Annotated in this window: 18 protein-coding genes; 13 read left to right on the top strand and 5 right to left on the bottom strand. The window is 32.6% G+C overall.

Annotated elements, in window-relative coordinates:
• The first annotated feature begins 7 nt into the window (after nucleotides 1–7).
• The 3 genes from cofD (at nucleotide 8) to C5F47_RS06135 (ending at nucleotide 2589) form a co-directional block, all read left to right on the top strand.
• The gene (gene cofD, locus C5F47_RS06125; protein ID WP_179360224.1) at nucleotides 8–928 is read left to right on the top strand and encodes a 2-phospho-L-lactate transferase; all 921 of its coding nucleotides are present in this window, start codon (nucleotides 8–10) and stop codon (nucleotides 926–928) included.
• A 1-nt stretch (nucleotide 929) separates the two neighbouring features.
• A complete protein-coding gene (gene cofC / locus C5F47_RS06130) occupies nucleotides 930–1568 on the top strand; it encodes a 2-phospho-L-lactate guanylyltransferase (RefSeq protein ID WP_179360225.1) in 639 nt (212 codons plus the stop codon).
• Nucleotides 1569–1680: 112 nt separating this feature from the next.
• Nucleotides 1681–2589, top strand: coding sequence for a transcription initiation factor IIB (locus tag C5F47_RS06135; RefSeq protein WP_179360226.1), 909 nt, complete (start codon nucleotides 1681–1683; stop codon nucleotides 2587–2589).
• Nucleotide 2590: 1 nt separating this feature from the next.
• On the opposite strand, the gene C5F47_RS06140 is transcribed toward C5F47_RS06135, so the two are convergent.
• Genes C5F47_RS06140 through yciH form a run of 3 tightly spaced genes read right to left on the bottom strand, consistent with a single transcriptional unit; the run spans nucleotide 2591 to nucleotide 4994 of the window.
• Nucleotides 2591–3640: a hypothetical protein gene (locus C5F47_RS06140; RefSeq protein ID WP_179360227.1), complete on the bottom strand. Its 1050-nt coding sequence runs from the start codon at nucleotides 3638–3640 to the stop codon at nucleotides 2591–2593.
• 46 nt (nucleotides 3641–3686) lie between these two features.
• Nucleotides 3687–4679, bottom strand: a complete 993-nt coding sequence (locus C5F47_RS06145; protein WP_179360228.1) for a CPBP family intramembrane glutamic endopeptidase — start codon at nucleotides 4677–4679, stop codon at nucleotides 3687–3689.
• Nucleotides 4680–4685: 6 nt separating this feature from the next.
• Nucleotides 4686–4994, bottom strand: a complete 309-nt coding sequence (gene yciH / locus C5F47_RS06150; protein ID WP_008298941.1) for a stress response translation initiation inhibitor YciH — start codon at nucleotides 4992–4994, stop codon at nucleotides 4686–4688.
• A 103-nt stretch (nucleotides 4995–5097) separates the two neighbouring features.
• Here yciH and C5F47_RS06155 point away from each other — a divergent pair, with 103 nt between their 5' ends.
• Both C5F47_RS06155 and C5F47_RS06160 read left to right on the top strand, forming a co-directional pair.
• Nucleotides 5098–5427 (top strand): Sjogren's syndrome/scleroderma autoantigen 1 family protein, encoded by a 330-nt coding sequence (locus C5F47_RS06155; RefSeq protein ID WP_179360229.1) that lies wholly within the window; start codon nucleotides 5098–5100, stop codon nucleotides 5425–5427.
• 83 nt (nucleotides 5428–5510) lie between these two features.
• Entirely contained in the window at nucleotides 5511–6563 is a 1053-nt protein-coding gene (locus C5F47_RS06160; RefSeq protein ID WP_179360230.1) for a site-specific integrase, read from the top strand.
• 102 nt (nucleotides 6564–6665) lie between these two features.
• On the opposite strand, the gene C5F47_RS06165 is transcribed toward C5F47_RS06160, so the two are convergent.
• The gene (locus C5F47_RS06165) at nucleotides 6666–6884 is read right to left on the bottom strand and encodes a hypothetical protein (protein ID WP_179360231.1); all 219 of its coding nucleotides are present in this window, start codon (nucleotides 6882–6884) and stop codon (nucleotides 6666–6668) included.
• Nucleotides 6885–6938: 54 nt separating this feature from the next.
• Nucleotides 6939–7499, bottom strand: coding sequence for a hypothetical protein (locus tag C5F47_RS06170; protein WP_179360232.1), 561 nt, complete (start codon nucleotides 7497–7499; stop codon nucleotides 6939–6941).
• Between the two features lie 68 nt (nucleotides 7500–7567).
• Between C5F47_RS06170 and C5F47_RS06175 the strand changes: the two genes are divergently transcribed.
• From C5F47_RS06175 to C5F47_RS06210, 8 genes are all read left to right on the top strand, one after another.
• A complete protein-coding gene (locus C5F47_RS06175) occupies nucleotides 7568–7744 on the top strand; it encodes a hypothetical protein (RefSeq protein ID WP_179360233.1) in 177 nt (58 codons plus the stop codon).
• Nucleotides 7734–7937: a hypothetical protein gene (locus C5F47_RS06180; protein WP_179360234.1), complete on the top strand. Its 204-nt coding sequence runs from the start codon at nucleotides 7734–7736 to the stop codon at nucleotides 7935–7937. The genes C5F47_RS06175 and C5F47_RS06180 overlap by 11 nt, the downstream gene beginning before the upstream one ends.
• A 20-nt stretch (nucleotides 7938–7957) precedes the next feature.
• On the top strand, nucleotides 7958–8113 hold the full coding sequence (locus C5F47_RS06185; protein ID WP_179360235.1) for a hypothetical protein: 156 nt from the start codon (nucleotides 7958–7960) through the stop codon (nucleotides 8111–8113).
• Nucleotides 8110–8946 carry a hypothetical protein gene (locus C5F47_RS06190; RefSeq protein ID WP_179360236.1) on the top strand — a complete coding sequence of 279 codons (837 nt, stop codon included), beginning with the start codon at nucleotides 8110–8112 and terminating at the stop codon, nucleotides 8944–8946. Before C5F47_RS06185 ends, C5F47_RS06190 begins: the two co-directional genes overlap by 4 nt.
• A gap of 125 nt (nucleotides 8947–9071) precedes the next feature.
• Nucleotides 9072–10526, top strand: coding sequence for a hypothetical protein (locus tag C5F47_RS06195; protein WP_179360237.1), 1455 nt, complete (start codon nucleotides 9072–9074; stop codon nucleotides 10524–10526).
• Nucleotides 10523–10876, top strand: a complete 354-nt coding sequence (locus C5F47_RS06200) for a hypothetical protein (RefSeq protein ID WP_179360238.1) — start codon at nucleotides 10523–10525, stop codon at nucleotides 10874–10876. Before C5F47_RS06195 ends, C5F47_RS06200 begins: the two co-directional genes overlap by 4 nt.
• A gap of 16 nt (nucleotides 10877–10892) precedes the next feature.
• Nucleotides 10893–12317, top strand: coding sequence for a hypothetical protein (locus C5F47_RS06205; RefSeq protein WP_179360239.1), 1425 nt, complete (start codon nucleotides 10893–10895; stop codon nucleotides 12315–12317).
• Complete coding sequence (locus C5F47_RS06210) at nucleotides 12298–12486, top strand: hypothetical protein (RefSeq protein WP_179360240.1); 189 nt, start codon at nucleotides 12298–12300, stop codon at nucleotides 12484–12486. Before C5F47_RS06205 ends, C5F47_RS06210 begins: the two co-directional genes overlap by 20 nt.
• The last annotated feature ends 38 nt before the right edge of the window (nucleotides 12487–12524 follow it).

Below are 12524 nucleotides of genomic sequence, written 5' to 3' on the forward strand. Positions count from 1 at the left end.
ATATGATATGATTACAGTTTTAGCAGGAGGAACAGGGTCGGTGAAACTAGTTAGAGGGCTAGTTGCACAAGAATCCAAAGTCAACGTAATTAGCAATGTTGGAGATAATTATTGGCTATACGGACTTTACGTATGCCCAGATATCGATACAATCGTGTATGGATTAGCAGATTTACTTGATCAAGAGCGAGGATGGGGAATGAAAAAAGACACATTCAACTTTTTACGTCAAATGGAAGTCTTTGGAGAAGAGACATGGTTTAGAGTGGGAGATAGAGATGCTGCCACTCATTTGATTAGAACAAACATGCTAAAAAATGGAAAAAATCTAAGTGACATTACAAAATGGATGTGTGAGAAATTTGCAGTTAGTGCAAATATCATTCCAGTTACAGACAACAGTATTGAAACAAGAATTACTACAGACAAAGGTGAATTACACTTACAAGAATATTGGGTAAAACATAGAGGAAAAGATCCTGTCGAGGGGATTCAATATATCGGAGCAGACAAAGCCCGTCCAAATCCTGAAGCAGTGAATGCAATTCATGATGCAGACATGGTAATATTGGCACCAGGGAATCCACTAACGTCAATTGGCCCAATGTTGCAAATCAAAGGCATTAGAAAGGAATTATCAAAAATAAAGAAAAAAGTTGTTGCAATTAGTCCATTAATAGGAGATAATGCAATTAGCGGACCTGCTGCAAAATATATGCAAGCTGCAGGTATAGAATCAAATGCTTATGGATTAGCAAAGATGTATTCTGATGTATGCTCAAACATAATTGTAGATACAAAAGATAGGATGCTAGTAAATAAAATTCAAAGTTTAGATATGAAAGTTTTTGAAACAAAAATCACCATGAAAAATAAACTTGCTGAAGACGCATTGGCAAATTTCATTTTAAAACAAGTACACGTATAATTTGAAAATAGCGGCAATCATTCCTGTAAAGACATTTTCAAATGCTAAAACACGTTTAGATTTATCACAAAAACAAGTTGAAGAATTATGCATTGTCATGTTAGAGGAAATTTTGCATACATTATCAATATCCCCTCAAATTGAAAAAACAATCATGGTGACAAAAGAAGCAAAAGCAATAGAGATTGGAAAAAAATTCAACACTGAAACAATAATAGATGAAAAAGAAGAAAGTGTCAACAGTGCAGTTGCGTTGGCTGACAAGTATTTACTTGATAATAATTTTGATGCATCAATTGTTTTTCCTCAAGATATTCCATTTATCAAAACTCAAGATATCGATTTTATGTTAAACTACAAAATGCATCCAAATTTTGCAATCATTGTTCCATCAAGAAGATTTGATGGCACTAATGCCCTAGCTAGAATGCCAATAGATTTGATGAAAACCCATTATGATGAAGATAGTTACAAAATACACATGAATACTGCAAAAGAGCATACACTCAATGTCGCCATGGTTTTTGTAAAAAGAATAATGTGGGATGTAGACAATGCAGAAGATTTGAAATTTTTACTTGAACAAAATGAGAAACCAGAAATTTCTAAAAAAATTAAAAAAATACTAGAGTATAATTAAACAAAAAACTCTCAAACCATAAAAAAATTCCCATTTTAGGTATGAAATTACAGACATACTTATATATGATAAATTAGAAAATGTTAAATATTATCATAAAAGGTTTTGAAAAATGGTTAAATCAACGAATCCAAAAGACAAATGCCCCAGATGTGGAAAGGGAACACTAGTTACAGATGCAAATACGGGTGAAAATTTTTGTGGAAAATGTGGATTTGTGATCACTGACAAAGTAGAAGAATCAGGACCAGAGTGGAGATCCTTTTCAAATGAAGGGGAAAACAAAAGCAGGGCAGGAGTTCCAACATCACTTGCCATGCACGATATGGGATTGGCCACAGTAATTAATCCACAAAATAGAGATGCGACAGGCAAACCATTAACTGCTGCAATGAAAAGCACCATTGAAAGATTAAGAACATGGGATAGTAGAAGTCAGGTTCATGAACCTGTTGATAGAAACTTTAGACAAGCATTTAGTGAATTAGACAGATTAAAAGACAAACTTGCTGTTGGAGATTCAGTAATTGAAAAAGCAGCTTATATTTACAGAAAAGCACTTGAAAAAGGTCTGGTTAGAGGTCGCTCTATTTCAGCATTAATTGCATCAGCATTGTATGCAGCATGCAGAGATACAGAAACTCCTAGAACGTTAAAAGACATTGGTCAAGCAAGCAATATTAAACGAAAAGACATTGCAAGATGTTATCGATTATTACTAAGAGAGTTAAATTTGAAAATGCCAGTAGTAGATCCAGTAAAATGTATTTCAAGAATTGCAAGTAAAGCAGGACTATCTGAAAAAACAAAAAGAAAAGCAACTAAAATATTACAAACAGCAGAAGAGCAAAAAATATCAGCAGGCAAAGATCCAATGGGATTAGCAGCTGCAGCATTGTATGTTGCATGCGTGACAAATGGTGAAAATAAAACTCAAAGAGATGTTGCAGAAGCCGCAGGGGTAACAGAAGTTACAATTAGAAATAGATACAAAGGTTTGAAAGTAGCATTAAATTTGTAAGTTATTTGTTTATAGTAAGAGATTTAATTTCTTTTAGTAATTCAGAGTCATCAATTATAAGATGTTCAGGATAACAGTTTAACATTTTTCCATTAGATATAGAATAAAATTCCCAATTCAAACATTCAATATCAAATTCGTATGGATGTGTATTTTCATTTTTCCAATTAAATCCATTTTGGATATTTTCATCAGGATAACCATGACCTGAAATTAGTGAAATGGTATCATCAGAATAATTAACTGAAATATGCCCATATAGTGAATTGGGATACAAATGCAATACATGAGGATGAGTCGTAATTGCATCAAATTCATTTTGGGTCACATATTCATTATGAAGAACAATTACTGAATCAAATTCACTTAAAATTTCAGGATTTTGATCAACATCAATATCATAAACAAATGGATACCCAAGTAATGATAAAATTTTTACAGCATTATCAGATGCATTGAAACCAAAAAATTTGGAAAATTCAATATTTGTAGTTAGACATTCAATACCACATTCGCCTCTAAAAAAATTATAAAAACCAGGCTCCCAATAAGCACTGGAAGTAAAAATTGGGATTATAACCACAACATTTTGTTTTGTGGAATCATAGGTGATTTCTTCAAGATCAAAATAATCTGATTTTAATTCAAATTGGATATCTTTAGGAATTGGAACATCATTATCAAAGTAAAAATCTTTTTCATAAGCATATATTTTAAAAATTTCATTAGTTCCAGAAAATCGATGTTCTTTGTAATCAGATATAGATATACTGCGTTGAATTGAAATTATATTTTGATCAAGTAGATATTGTAATCCATCTATGAATTCAACATTAGAAATTAAATCATTTGTCCAATAAGATGCAACATTTTTGAACCAATGAGGGATGTTATTTTTTGAAGAGACCGAAGAAGACTCCAAGAGAGTATCAAATAACAACCAATCAACACCATGAGCAAATTCATCATCATTTATTTTATCTAAAGACCACCAATGAGCATTATTTTGGATCCAAAAAGGAATATCATTATCAGCATATACATACGACATACTTCCAAAACAAAACAAAAATAATAAAAATAGAAATGATTTCATTTTAGGAACCCACACTCAGGGTTTCTTTTTTGGAATAAAATCTATTTACAAATAAAATACAAACAGAAAATATGCCAGCAGCTAAAAGTAGAATTTCTAATGTAAACATCAAAGAATGAGAGAATGCATCTTCAATAGAAATCACATTAATTTGAGAAATAAAAGTAGCATATGAAAATACAAAATAATTTGCAGCCCAATGAATCAAAAGAGATGCCACAAATCCATATCGAAGATAAACCCAACCTAGAATAATTCCACTAGCAGTAGCTTGGGCAAATTTCCCACTACTCCAAGAATCCCCAAAGGCAATATGAGAAAAACCAAAAAGAATTCCAACAAAAATTATCAATAAAAATGCCTTTTTCGAATCATGAATGTTCAGAGTATCAGGAGTCCACAAGCACCTTAGAAAATATTTCACAGAAGACCTTCCAGAATGAAGAGCAAACAAGGGTATGCCTAGTAAAATCAATCGAAAGCCAAATTCTTCAATCAAAGGAGCAAGACTAACATAGAAAAACTGAATCAGATCATTGTCATCTAGTGGGGGAATAATTTCGATTCCAATTCCCTCTTGAACAAAGTTAATCACGGCAGAAATTAAAATCAAAATTGAAAACCATTTTGTGATTCCAATCATATAATTTGCACGAGTGTCATATCGACCAAATGAGATAATTGGAGAAAGAGTTTTCAGAAAATCATGTTTAGGACCTAAAATAGCAATTACAAATAGTATAAGATAGAAAATCCACAGTATTACAAATGCATCACCCAAACTCACATCAGTCGAGGCTTGATAGAAATCAGTATTTTCAAATAATTTTAGATGAGTGATAGGATATTCATAATTGATATCTCCCCCAACATCAGTTTCAAAAACAACAAAGATACCAATAGGGAATGATACAAGTAGTAACCCAAAAATTACTGATAATAATGCAGTGAATGGAATTCCAAGTGATTGGAGAAATTTATTTGAATTTTGCAATTCACTCTAGTGTAATTCTATAGTGTCTTCTGCAAACCCAAGGTGGATCAATGTATCTTTAATCGTATCTCTATGATCACCCTGTAAGAAGATATAACCTTCTTTGGCAGTTCCACCACACGCATATTTATTTTTGAGTTCTTTTGCAACAGTTTCCAGATTATTTAGTTTAGGATCTAATCCTTCTATCATAGTACCCTTTTTCTTAAATCGTCTAGTTTCTAATCGAATAATTATTTTAGTACTATCTTTGGCAAGTTCACCACATGCGCATAAATCTTCTGGAAGACCACAAGTATTACAAATTACTGCCATACGTTCGAAATCAATTCAATTATTCGCACTATTAAGCCTTGTTTGAATATGAAGAAAAAATAGAAAACAAACTAATTTTTAGATAGAAAATATACAAAAAGTAATGCCAGAAGAATTAACTAAAAAAGCAGCAGAAATGTTACTAAAAGGAGCAACATTACTAAGCGAACCATGTCCATATTGTAAAGGAGTTAGAGTCATGAAGGAAGGTCAGGCTTTGTGTATTGGGTGCGGTCGTCAACCAGAGAAAAAGGAGGTTCCAAAACCAGAATTATCAAAAGATCCTACATTGATAGAGAAAACATTTGAGAAAAAATTGGAATCACTCTCAAAAGAATTAGAAAATGAAAAGGATCATGAAAAACAGCAAAGTATACTCAAAACGATCAATTCGCTATTGGAAACAATAGACAAAATGAAAGGGAAACAATAAAGAAAAACTAGACAAAACGGGGTATAACCATCAGGCATGTACTGTACACATTGTCTTTAATTCGTGAAAATGACTTTAATTCATTGCAACGAAGTCTACTTCTCTTTGAAAACGCCATTCATTCAGATGCTACAATGAAACTCTACACAAAAGGCTTGCAGAACTTTATGCAATTTGTTGGATACGAGAATAAACATGATGAGTATGCCAGTTTACATTCCAAAGTTATCGACAAACATCTAGAAGATTATGTGTTGTATCAAAGTCATAGAAAAATCAAAGGAATAACAGTTAGGAATTATCTAAAACCAATCTATCTTTTCTTGGATGTGAATCGAATCCAGTATTTTCCTAAAGCAATTAATCGATTAATTCCCAGAGACAAAACAAAGAAAGGAAGTTCCAAACCATTTACAGATAAAGATATTCAAGATATGCTAGATTACACAAATAGTTCACGTAACAAAGCATTGGTCTTATTTTTTAGCTCTATTGGAGGTCGTCCTGCAGTGTTAACTGATCCTATCTTGTGTTTCAAACATCTTCATGTAATGCCACATGGTTGTAAGGCAGTCTTGATGTATGAAAATTCAGATGAAGAGTATTGGGGATTTTTAACACCTGAAGCATCAAATGCTCTTGAAGTGTACAGAGATGAAAGAATCAGAAATGGGGAAATCATTTCACAAGAATCACCATTGTTTGCAATTCAAAAGAAAAACAGATTCAAAGAGGAATTGTATCTGAGCATACCTGCACTGAATTCAATTTTTGAAAACTTGGAGAGAAAGGCAAACATTGAGAAAATCAAAACAGGTTATCGCTATGACAAGGCTTTGATGTATGGGTTCAGGAAGAGATTCAACACTATCTTGAAGATTGAATCTACAGTGAACAGTAACATTGCAGAAAAATTACTTGCTCACAAAAATGGACTTGATGGAGTATATCTCAAACCAACAAGAGAGGAATGTTTTGAAGAATTTCTAAAGGCGGTACCAGAGTTGACAGTTTCAAAAGCCGAGAAATTAAGCCTGAAATTAGAGAAATCAGAGTCTGAAAAAGACAAAAAGATTTTGAAATTAGAATTAGAGATGAAAGAAGTCTACAAATTATTAGAGCAGATTAGAAATTGATGAAAATCACTTGTGTCTAAAATAAGAGCTTTGAAAATACGAAATATGTCTAAAATGTGACTAAAATTGAATAATTAAGCAGTATGTTAAGAGTCTAAATTCTTACCTGTTGAACTTCTTTCGTATATCTTTACGAAATAAGAATACATTTACAATTATTCCAGAAATTACAAAAATAAGCATACTTGTAATTTGATCATCAGATAATCCCTTTTCTCGAATTTCTCCAAAAAATTCCCAACGTTGACCATTCACATCATCTACAAGTGTAGGTAATGTAAACAAACCAAATATTATTGCGATAATAATTACAGGTTTCATCTAATCCAGTATTTTACTAAAAGTAATAAAATGATTATGCCTAAAAGCCATGTTTTAGGATAGGTTTTGGAGTTTGAAATCTTTAGGAAGTGGATAATGTCCAACTCTTCTTCTATAACCTAGACTATCGTATTCTAGGGATTTTTTTAGTTTGATGCTAGGAATTTGTTTTATCGTTCTTCGTTTATCTTTAGGAACTACTGTAATGATTTCATATTTACCAATTCTATGATGCTTTCCATCTTTGTGATTATACCTTAACCAACGTTCTGGTTTTCTTTTACGAATAACGTTTCCTTTGAAATCTTTAATGATGTCACTTGCTCTTTTAGTTTCAACAATTATCGGATTGCCAACTTTGCCACAGTCAGGACATTTTTTTGGTAAGTCTATTGTTAAAGGAGTCCATTTGATATGGGTCAGTCTTTCTTTTTTCAAATCTGCAATTGCTCTCTCTAAATTCTCTGCATGAATAATGTGAGACGTTCTAATATTCATGGTGTTTTTCTTTACTTGTTTGTCTTTGATGTGTCTAGTTGATGGCTGATATTCTATCTTAAACCATTCAACATACATCAAATTACCAGTGATGGTTTCTTGAGATAATTTTTTCATTGTTTAACTCTCAGGCATACATTGTACACACTCGGCTAAAAGGGTTAACGAGAAACCTTTCTTCAAACATGTCGGAAAAGATTCAAGCAAATCTAAAACCTGAAACAGTACAACGAATTGCAAAGATTGCAGACAAACCAGTTACTCGCGGAATAGACAAGATGATCAATCTATGCATCGATGAATTAGAACATCGAAACAGCAGTCAAGAAATAACAGTCGAGGGTGAAAGCAATGTCGAGTAACTCTTTTTTTCCTAATGATAATTCAATACCAGACAAGCCGGAGCCAATAGAAGATGATTGGAGTATAGACGATATTTCTGAAAAATGCTCTAATTGTGGTCAAATTTACGCCTACCATTCATCAAATCAGGCTCTTTTTTGTGCTAAACTAATAATTGAAAATTCAATCAATCATGGAGCCGGTGCTGTATGAGCTGGTGCAATCTCTGCAAAATGGAACTAGGAGATATTTCAGCATCTAGAAAATATATTCATGACATTATTTATCATCAAGGAAATTTTGAAAATCAAATAGTTGATTTATCAAAGGAACAAATTATCATTATTCTCTGTAATGTTACAAAGACGTTTTACTTTGATGAAAATTGAATCAAGAAACGTATCCTGCAAAGACGCAAAGTAAATTTTCTGATTGGTATGATCAAACAAACTATGCTAGTATAGAATGGGATGGATGGAATCTACCAAAGTCAGGTGAATCAAAAGATGATTGCGGTCAATGGGCATGGCGTGGATGTCTTGATTACAAAAAACATTCAGATGGAATGATTCAAGCTCAGACTTACAAACTTTGTTGTTTCAGAGCAAGTTGTCCTAAATGTGCAGGACAATGGGCAAGTCGTTCCACTGCAAGAATACTAGACAGATTAAAAGCATCAAAGAAGAATCTAAAATATCTAAAACATGTTGTAGTATCCCCACCAACCTGGCTACAGCACAAACCAATTGAGTTCTTGAGAAAAGAAGCAAGAAAAATGGCAAAGCGTGCAGGGATACAAGGAGGACTAGACATTGTACATCCATTTAGAAAGAAAGGTAAACAGTGGTATCTATCACCGCACTTTCATTATCTGGCATTTGGTTGGGTAACACTTACTGATGAAATCTTTCAGAAAAACGGATGGTTGGTAAAAAACATTGGAATACGTGAGAATCCAATTGGCACTGTAATGTATTTGCTAAGTCATGCAGGAGTAAAGAAACGTCGTCACACAATTACTTGGTTTGGTATTTTATCATATAGCAAATTGAAAATCGAAAAGTTGGATTTTCATATCAAATGTCCTGAATGTGAGGCTAATTTTCAGAGATTGATATGTTTTAGGGAAGGATGGGCAGTAAAACCACCTCCAATCAGCATGGAAATTAGTGATGAACCAAAGGGATGGAAGTATTGGTTAGATCATCTTAGAGGATTCTAAAATAAGTATTTGTTTGACAATATACAGAAAAGATAAACTAAGATGTGATATGATTTAATAATGATAATAAGATATTATGAAATTTAAAAGATCATGGTTAAATATTTAGAGTGCTTCACGATGTTATGGAAACTGATAGTCCTGAAGAATACAATATCTTAATCAAATTATTAAAAAAATATCCACAAGATACTGAAATGTACAATCCATGTAATACTAGAGATTTGCAGTTAGAAGCAGGTCGCTTAACTGTAAATCGCACATGGGATGAATTATCCAATTTAGGTAACAGATTAAGAGCTCGTAGTAATTCAGATTGGAATTTATTTCTTGGAGAATATGAAGTAAGAAAAACATTAAGGGAATTTGGATGTAATATATGCGGCACCGGTGGTCCGTATGATAAATTATCATCAAATTTAAAAGATGAAGAATTTAGAGCTAAAGTAGCTGCAGAATTAGAAAAACAAGGTAAACCACCAGAATTAATTGATAAAGTAATTTCTGCTGTGGATGGTGAATTTAAAAATAAATTAAAGGATATTTTGAGATATCCAATGCATTTCATTTCTCTAAGGAGTCAGTTTTCTATTGCTTTGGGATATACGGGATTATTATCAGGGTTTCATAGTGTATTTAACAAACATTTTTCTGTAATTGACATTCCAACATTTGAAAGGAAGGAAATTGATTTTATTAAAAAACTCATTGATGAATTTCAAGAAAAAAATATTTTAGGATTATTAGAAATTCACTCTGCCTTTTCGTTAGGTGATCGCGAAAAAATTCGAAATATATCCACATCTGTTTTTAATGAACAGGAATCTACGATGAAATGGTATGCCATAGTGTCAGCTACAATTGCAAAAGCAGTAACAAGTTATATTTCAGAAGATCCATCGTTGGCAAGAGCATTTGGAAAATTAGAACATTTATTGAGTCACGCTGTAAGAAGTTGGATTTTAACTAGCGTAGTTGCTATGTATGGAAAACGTATAGCATTACTTCGAGATGACGATGATGAATTCGAAGATGAAATAAAAATGGCAAGAAAGTTAGCATTTAATTCAAAAATACCAAATGGAAAAAATATTACTATTCGTGAATTATATAATAATAGTGATGAAAATGATGGGAAATATTTGGAGATAAATGGTTTCGTAAAAGATATTGCGATTCAAAGAGAAGGTGAAAAACTCCTTACAGTTTTTAAAATTTATGAGCCAGGAAAAGATGAAGAAATTCCAGGAGTGGTAATTTTTGAAAATATGCCACGCCATGGGATGGTAAATAATGGTTTTATCAAAATGCATGGAACTTGGAAAAAAGATTCCAACGTGGTAGATTATCCTGTTTTTCAAGTTGAGAGAATCAATTTAACAGAGTTATCTAAAGAAAGTTGGTATGATTATATTCTAATGAAAGTTAGACCGTGGTTTGATTTCTATCCAAATTCAAATCATGTTGAATGGTCAATTAGACCACAAGAAGAGTGGAATCCGGACGTAGAGAATCTCAATACAGGTGCGGGCGAACTTATTTTTATAAAACCTTTTACTCAAAACAAGGTGATACCATGAGTGAAAGTTGTGAAGATTACCGCGAATCGTGTATAGAAAATTGTGAGGCAATTGTTGACAGAAATGCAGAATGTGAAGATATGCAATGGGATACAGCAGAAGATTGTGCATTTGCTGCAGGGGAATGTGCTCTTTTAGCTGCTGCTACAGGTGCAACTGGGGGCGCCGCGGGAGTAATAGCAACTGCATTGTGCGTCGGTCGAGTAGCGTCTTGTTGGGACAGTGTAATGGATATTTGGGATTGTGAAGCAGAAATGGGTGATATGGAAGATGTATGTTTAGAGTCATGTGATGAATATCATTCATGTTTACATAGAGCTGAATATGAGCATCATCCAGATGATCCATAGATTTTAAATATTTGTTTTGTCAAAATACAATTTTTATTTTAATCTAGGTCGTTCAACTTACAATGCACGAATTAATGGATTTGTAAATCCTGATGGTTATTTGTTATCTGTTCATCGATACACTCCTCAAAGAATTAAATTTTGTTTAGAATTAGGATTGGAGTTTGATGAACTTATTTTTGCAGATAATGGTTTTTTTAAACATATCAATTTACTAAAAAAAGAATTCAATAATTTATCAACCCCCCTTTTAAAACAAATTACAGATATTGAAAGATCCTTAGATCATAGCATATATCCTAATGAGGTTCCAACTGAGTTACGAGAAAAATATAGAATTCTCATCAACAATATCAAGAACAAATTATCATCGATAGAAAAAGAAATAATTCCAGAAAATACAGTATCTGAGCAAAATAAAATCAACCCAAAACGATTAATCTGTAGAGAAGACATCCTTTTGGCATCCCTAATTGGTCTCAGTATTGAACCAGAATATGTAAAAAAATATAGTTCATTTTACACATATCGAAACAAACGTTCAGCCCGATTCTATAATAATACAATTTCAAAAAAATATGGAAAATATTTTGGTAAACCTTATGGAGTTATTTCAGCAGTTGATTATGATAGTGCATTTAATGCTGGAAAAGAGATGGCAAAAAACAATGTAAGGAATTTAGCGCTTGGTGTAGGGGCTTCAATGGCAGATAATAATTGGACTGATTATTACATTAAACAAAAAAAAATTGTTGAATTACCTAGAAAAGTTCCCAGAAGATCTTTGCGAACTCCTTTAATTGTTAAGGGTATATGTGACGGATATTATTCTTGGAATAAAAAATACCCATCAAAATTCCATTTTCTGGGGCTAGGCTCTCAAATTATGATTTTAATTTGTTCATTAATAATGCATAAAACTAGAGAAGTGAGTTTTGATGCCACTAGTCCCATAAAAGATGGTTTTATGGGTTTGATTTATTTCAATAAACCTGCCGAAAAGAAAGTTTCTGCAAGAACATTATCGTTGATGTTTTGTAAAAACCCTGATTCAGAATGGGGGTGTAACTGTAAATATTGTAAGCATTACTTGCCAAATTATCCTTTTGATTATGAGCAAGCAGTAGAATGGTATGAACAAAACGATCGACCTAAAAAAATTCTTGCAAAACATCTAAAAGGAAATATTGGACTGCCCGAGTCTCTACCAATGTTCAGTGAACCAGATAAAGGCCAAAGACGGACAGATATAAGAGATTGGAGAATGGGCCATAATCACATTATGATAAAAAATTTAGTAAAGGAAATTGAAAAAAACGATAAAGAAATGAATCTAAAAACATTCACAAAAAATAAAGTTATTGAATACGCCGATTCAACTACAGCACCTCATGCTTATGGTGCATCATTAGGTTATTCCATTGCAATCGGACAATTTTAAAAATAAAAAATTAGAATTTGTAATCAAATGTCCTGAATGTGAGGCTAATTTTCAGAGATTGATTTGTTTTAGAGAGGGATGGGTAGTAAAACCGCCTCCAGTAGGCATGGAAATTTCTGACAATCCAGAAGGATGGAAGTATTGGGTAGAGCATCTTAGAGGATTCTAAGGAGAATTTGCAGAAAGCATAAACTTAGGCAGGATATG

This window comes from Nitrosopumilus cobalaminigenes, from assembly GCF_013407145.1.
GTDB classification, from domain to species: domain Archaea; phylum Thermoproteota; class Nitrososphaeria; order Nitrososphaerales; family Nitrosopumilaceae; genus Nitrosopumilus; species Nitrosopumilus cobalaminigenes.

What these genes read in the sequence shown, in the direction of transcription:
- cofD (WP_179360224.1), top strand. Translation starts at nt 8, where the DNA reads ATGATTACAGTTTTAGCAGGAGGAACAGGGTCGGTGAAACTAGTTAGA.
- C5F47_RS06135 (WP_179360226.1), top strand. Translation starts at nt 1,681, where the DNA reads ATGGTTAAATCAACGAATCCAAAAGACAAATGCCCCAGATGTGGAAAG.
- C5F47_RS06140 (WP_179360227.1), bottom strand. Translation starts at nt 3,640, where the DNA reads ATGTCGTATGTATATGCTGATAATGATATTCCTTTTTGGATCCAAAAT.
- yciH (WP_008298941.1), bottom strand. Translation starts at nt 4,994, where the DNA reads ATGGCAGTAATTTGTAATACTTGTGGTCTTCCAGAAGATTTATGCGCA.
- C5F47_RS06155 (WP_179360229.1), top strand. Translation starts at nt 5,098, where the DNA reads ATGCCAGAAGAATTAACTAAAAAAGCAGCAGAAATGTTACTAAAAGGA.
- C5F47_RS06165 (WP_179360231.1), bottom strand. Translation starts at nt 6,884, where the DNA reads ATGAAACCTGTAATTATTATCGCAATAATATTTGGTTTGTTTACATTA.
- C5F47_RS06170 (WP_179360232.1), bottom strand. Translation starts at nt 7,499, where the DNA reads ATGAAAAAATTATCTCAAGAAACCATCACTGGTAATTTGATGTATGTT.
- C5F47_RS06175 (WP_179360233.1), top strand. Translation starts at nt 7,568, where the DNA reads ATGTCGGAAAAGATTCAAGCAAATCTAAAACCTGAAACAGTACAACGA.
- C5F47_RS06180 (WP_179360234.1), top strand. Translation starts at nt 7,734, where the DNA reads ATGTCGAGTAACTCTTTTTTTCCTAATGATAATTCAATACCAGACAAG.
- C5F47_RS06185 (WP_179360235.1), top strand. Translation starts at nt 7,958, where the DNA reads ATGGAACTAGGAGATATTTCAGCATCTAGAAAATATATTCATGACATT.
- C5F47_RS06195 (WP_179360237.1), top strand. Translation starts at nt 9,072, where the DNA reads ATGGAAACTGATAGTCCTGAAGAATACAATATCTTAATCAAATTATTA.
- C5F47_RS06200 (WP_179360238.1), top strand. Translation starts at nt 10,523, where the DNA reads ATGAGTGAAAGTTGTGAAGATTACCGCGAATCGTGTATAGAAAATTGT.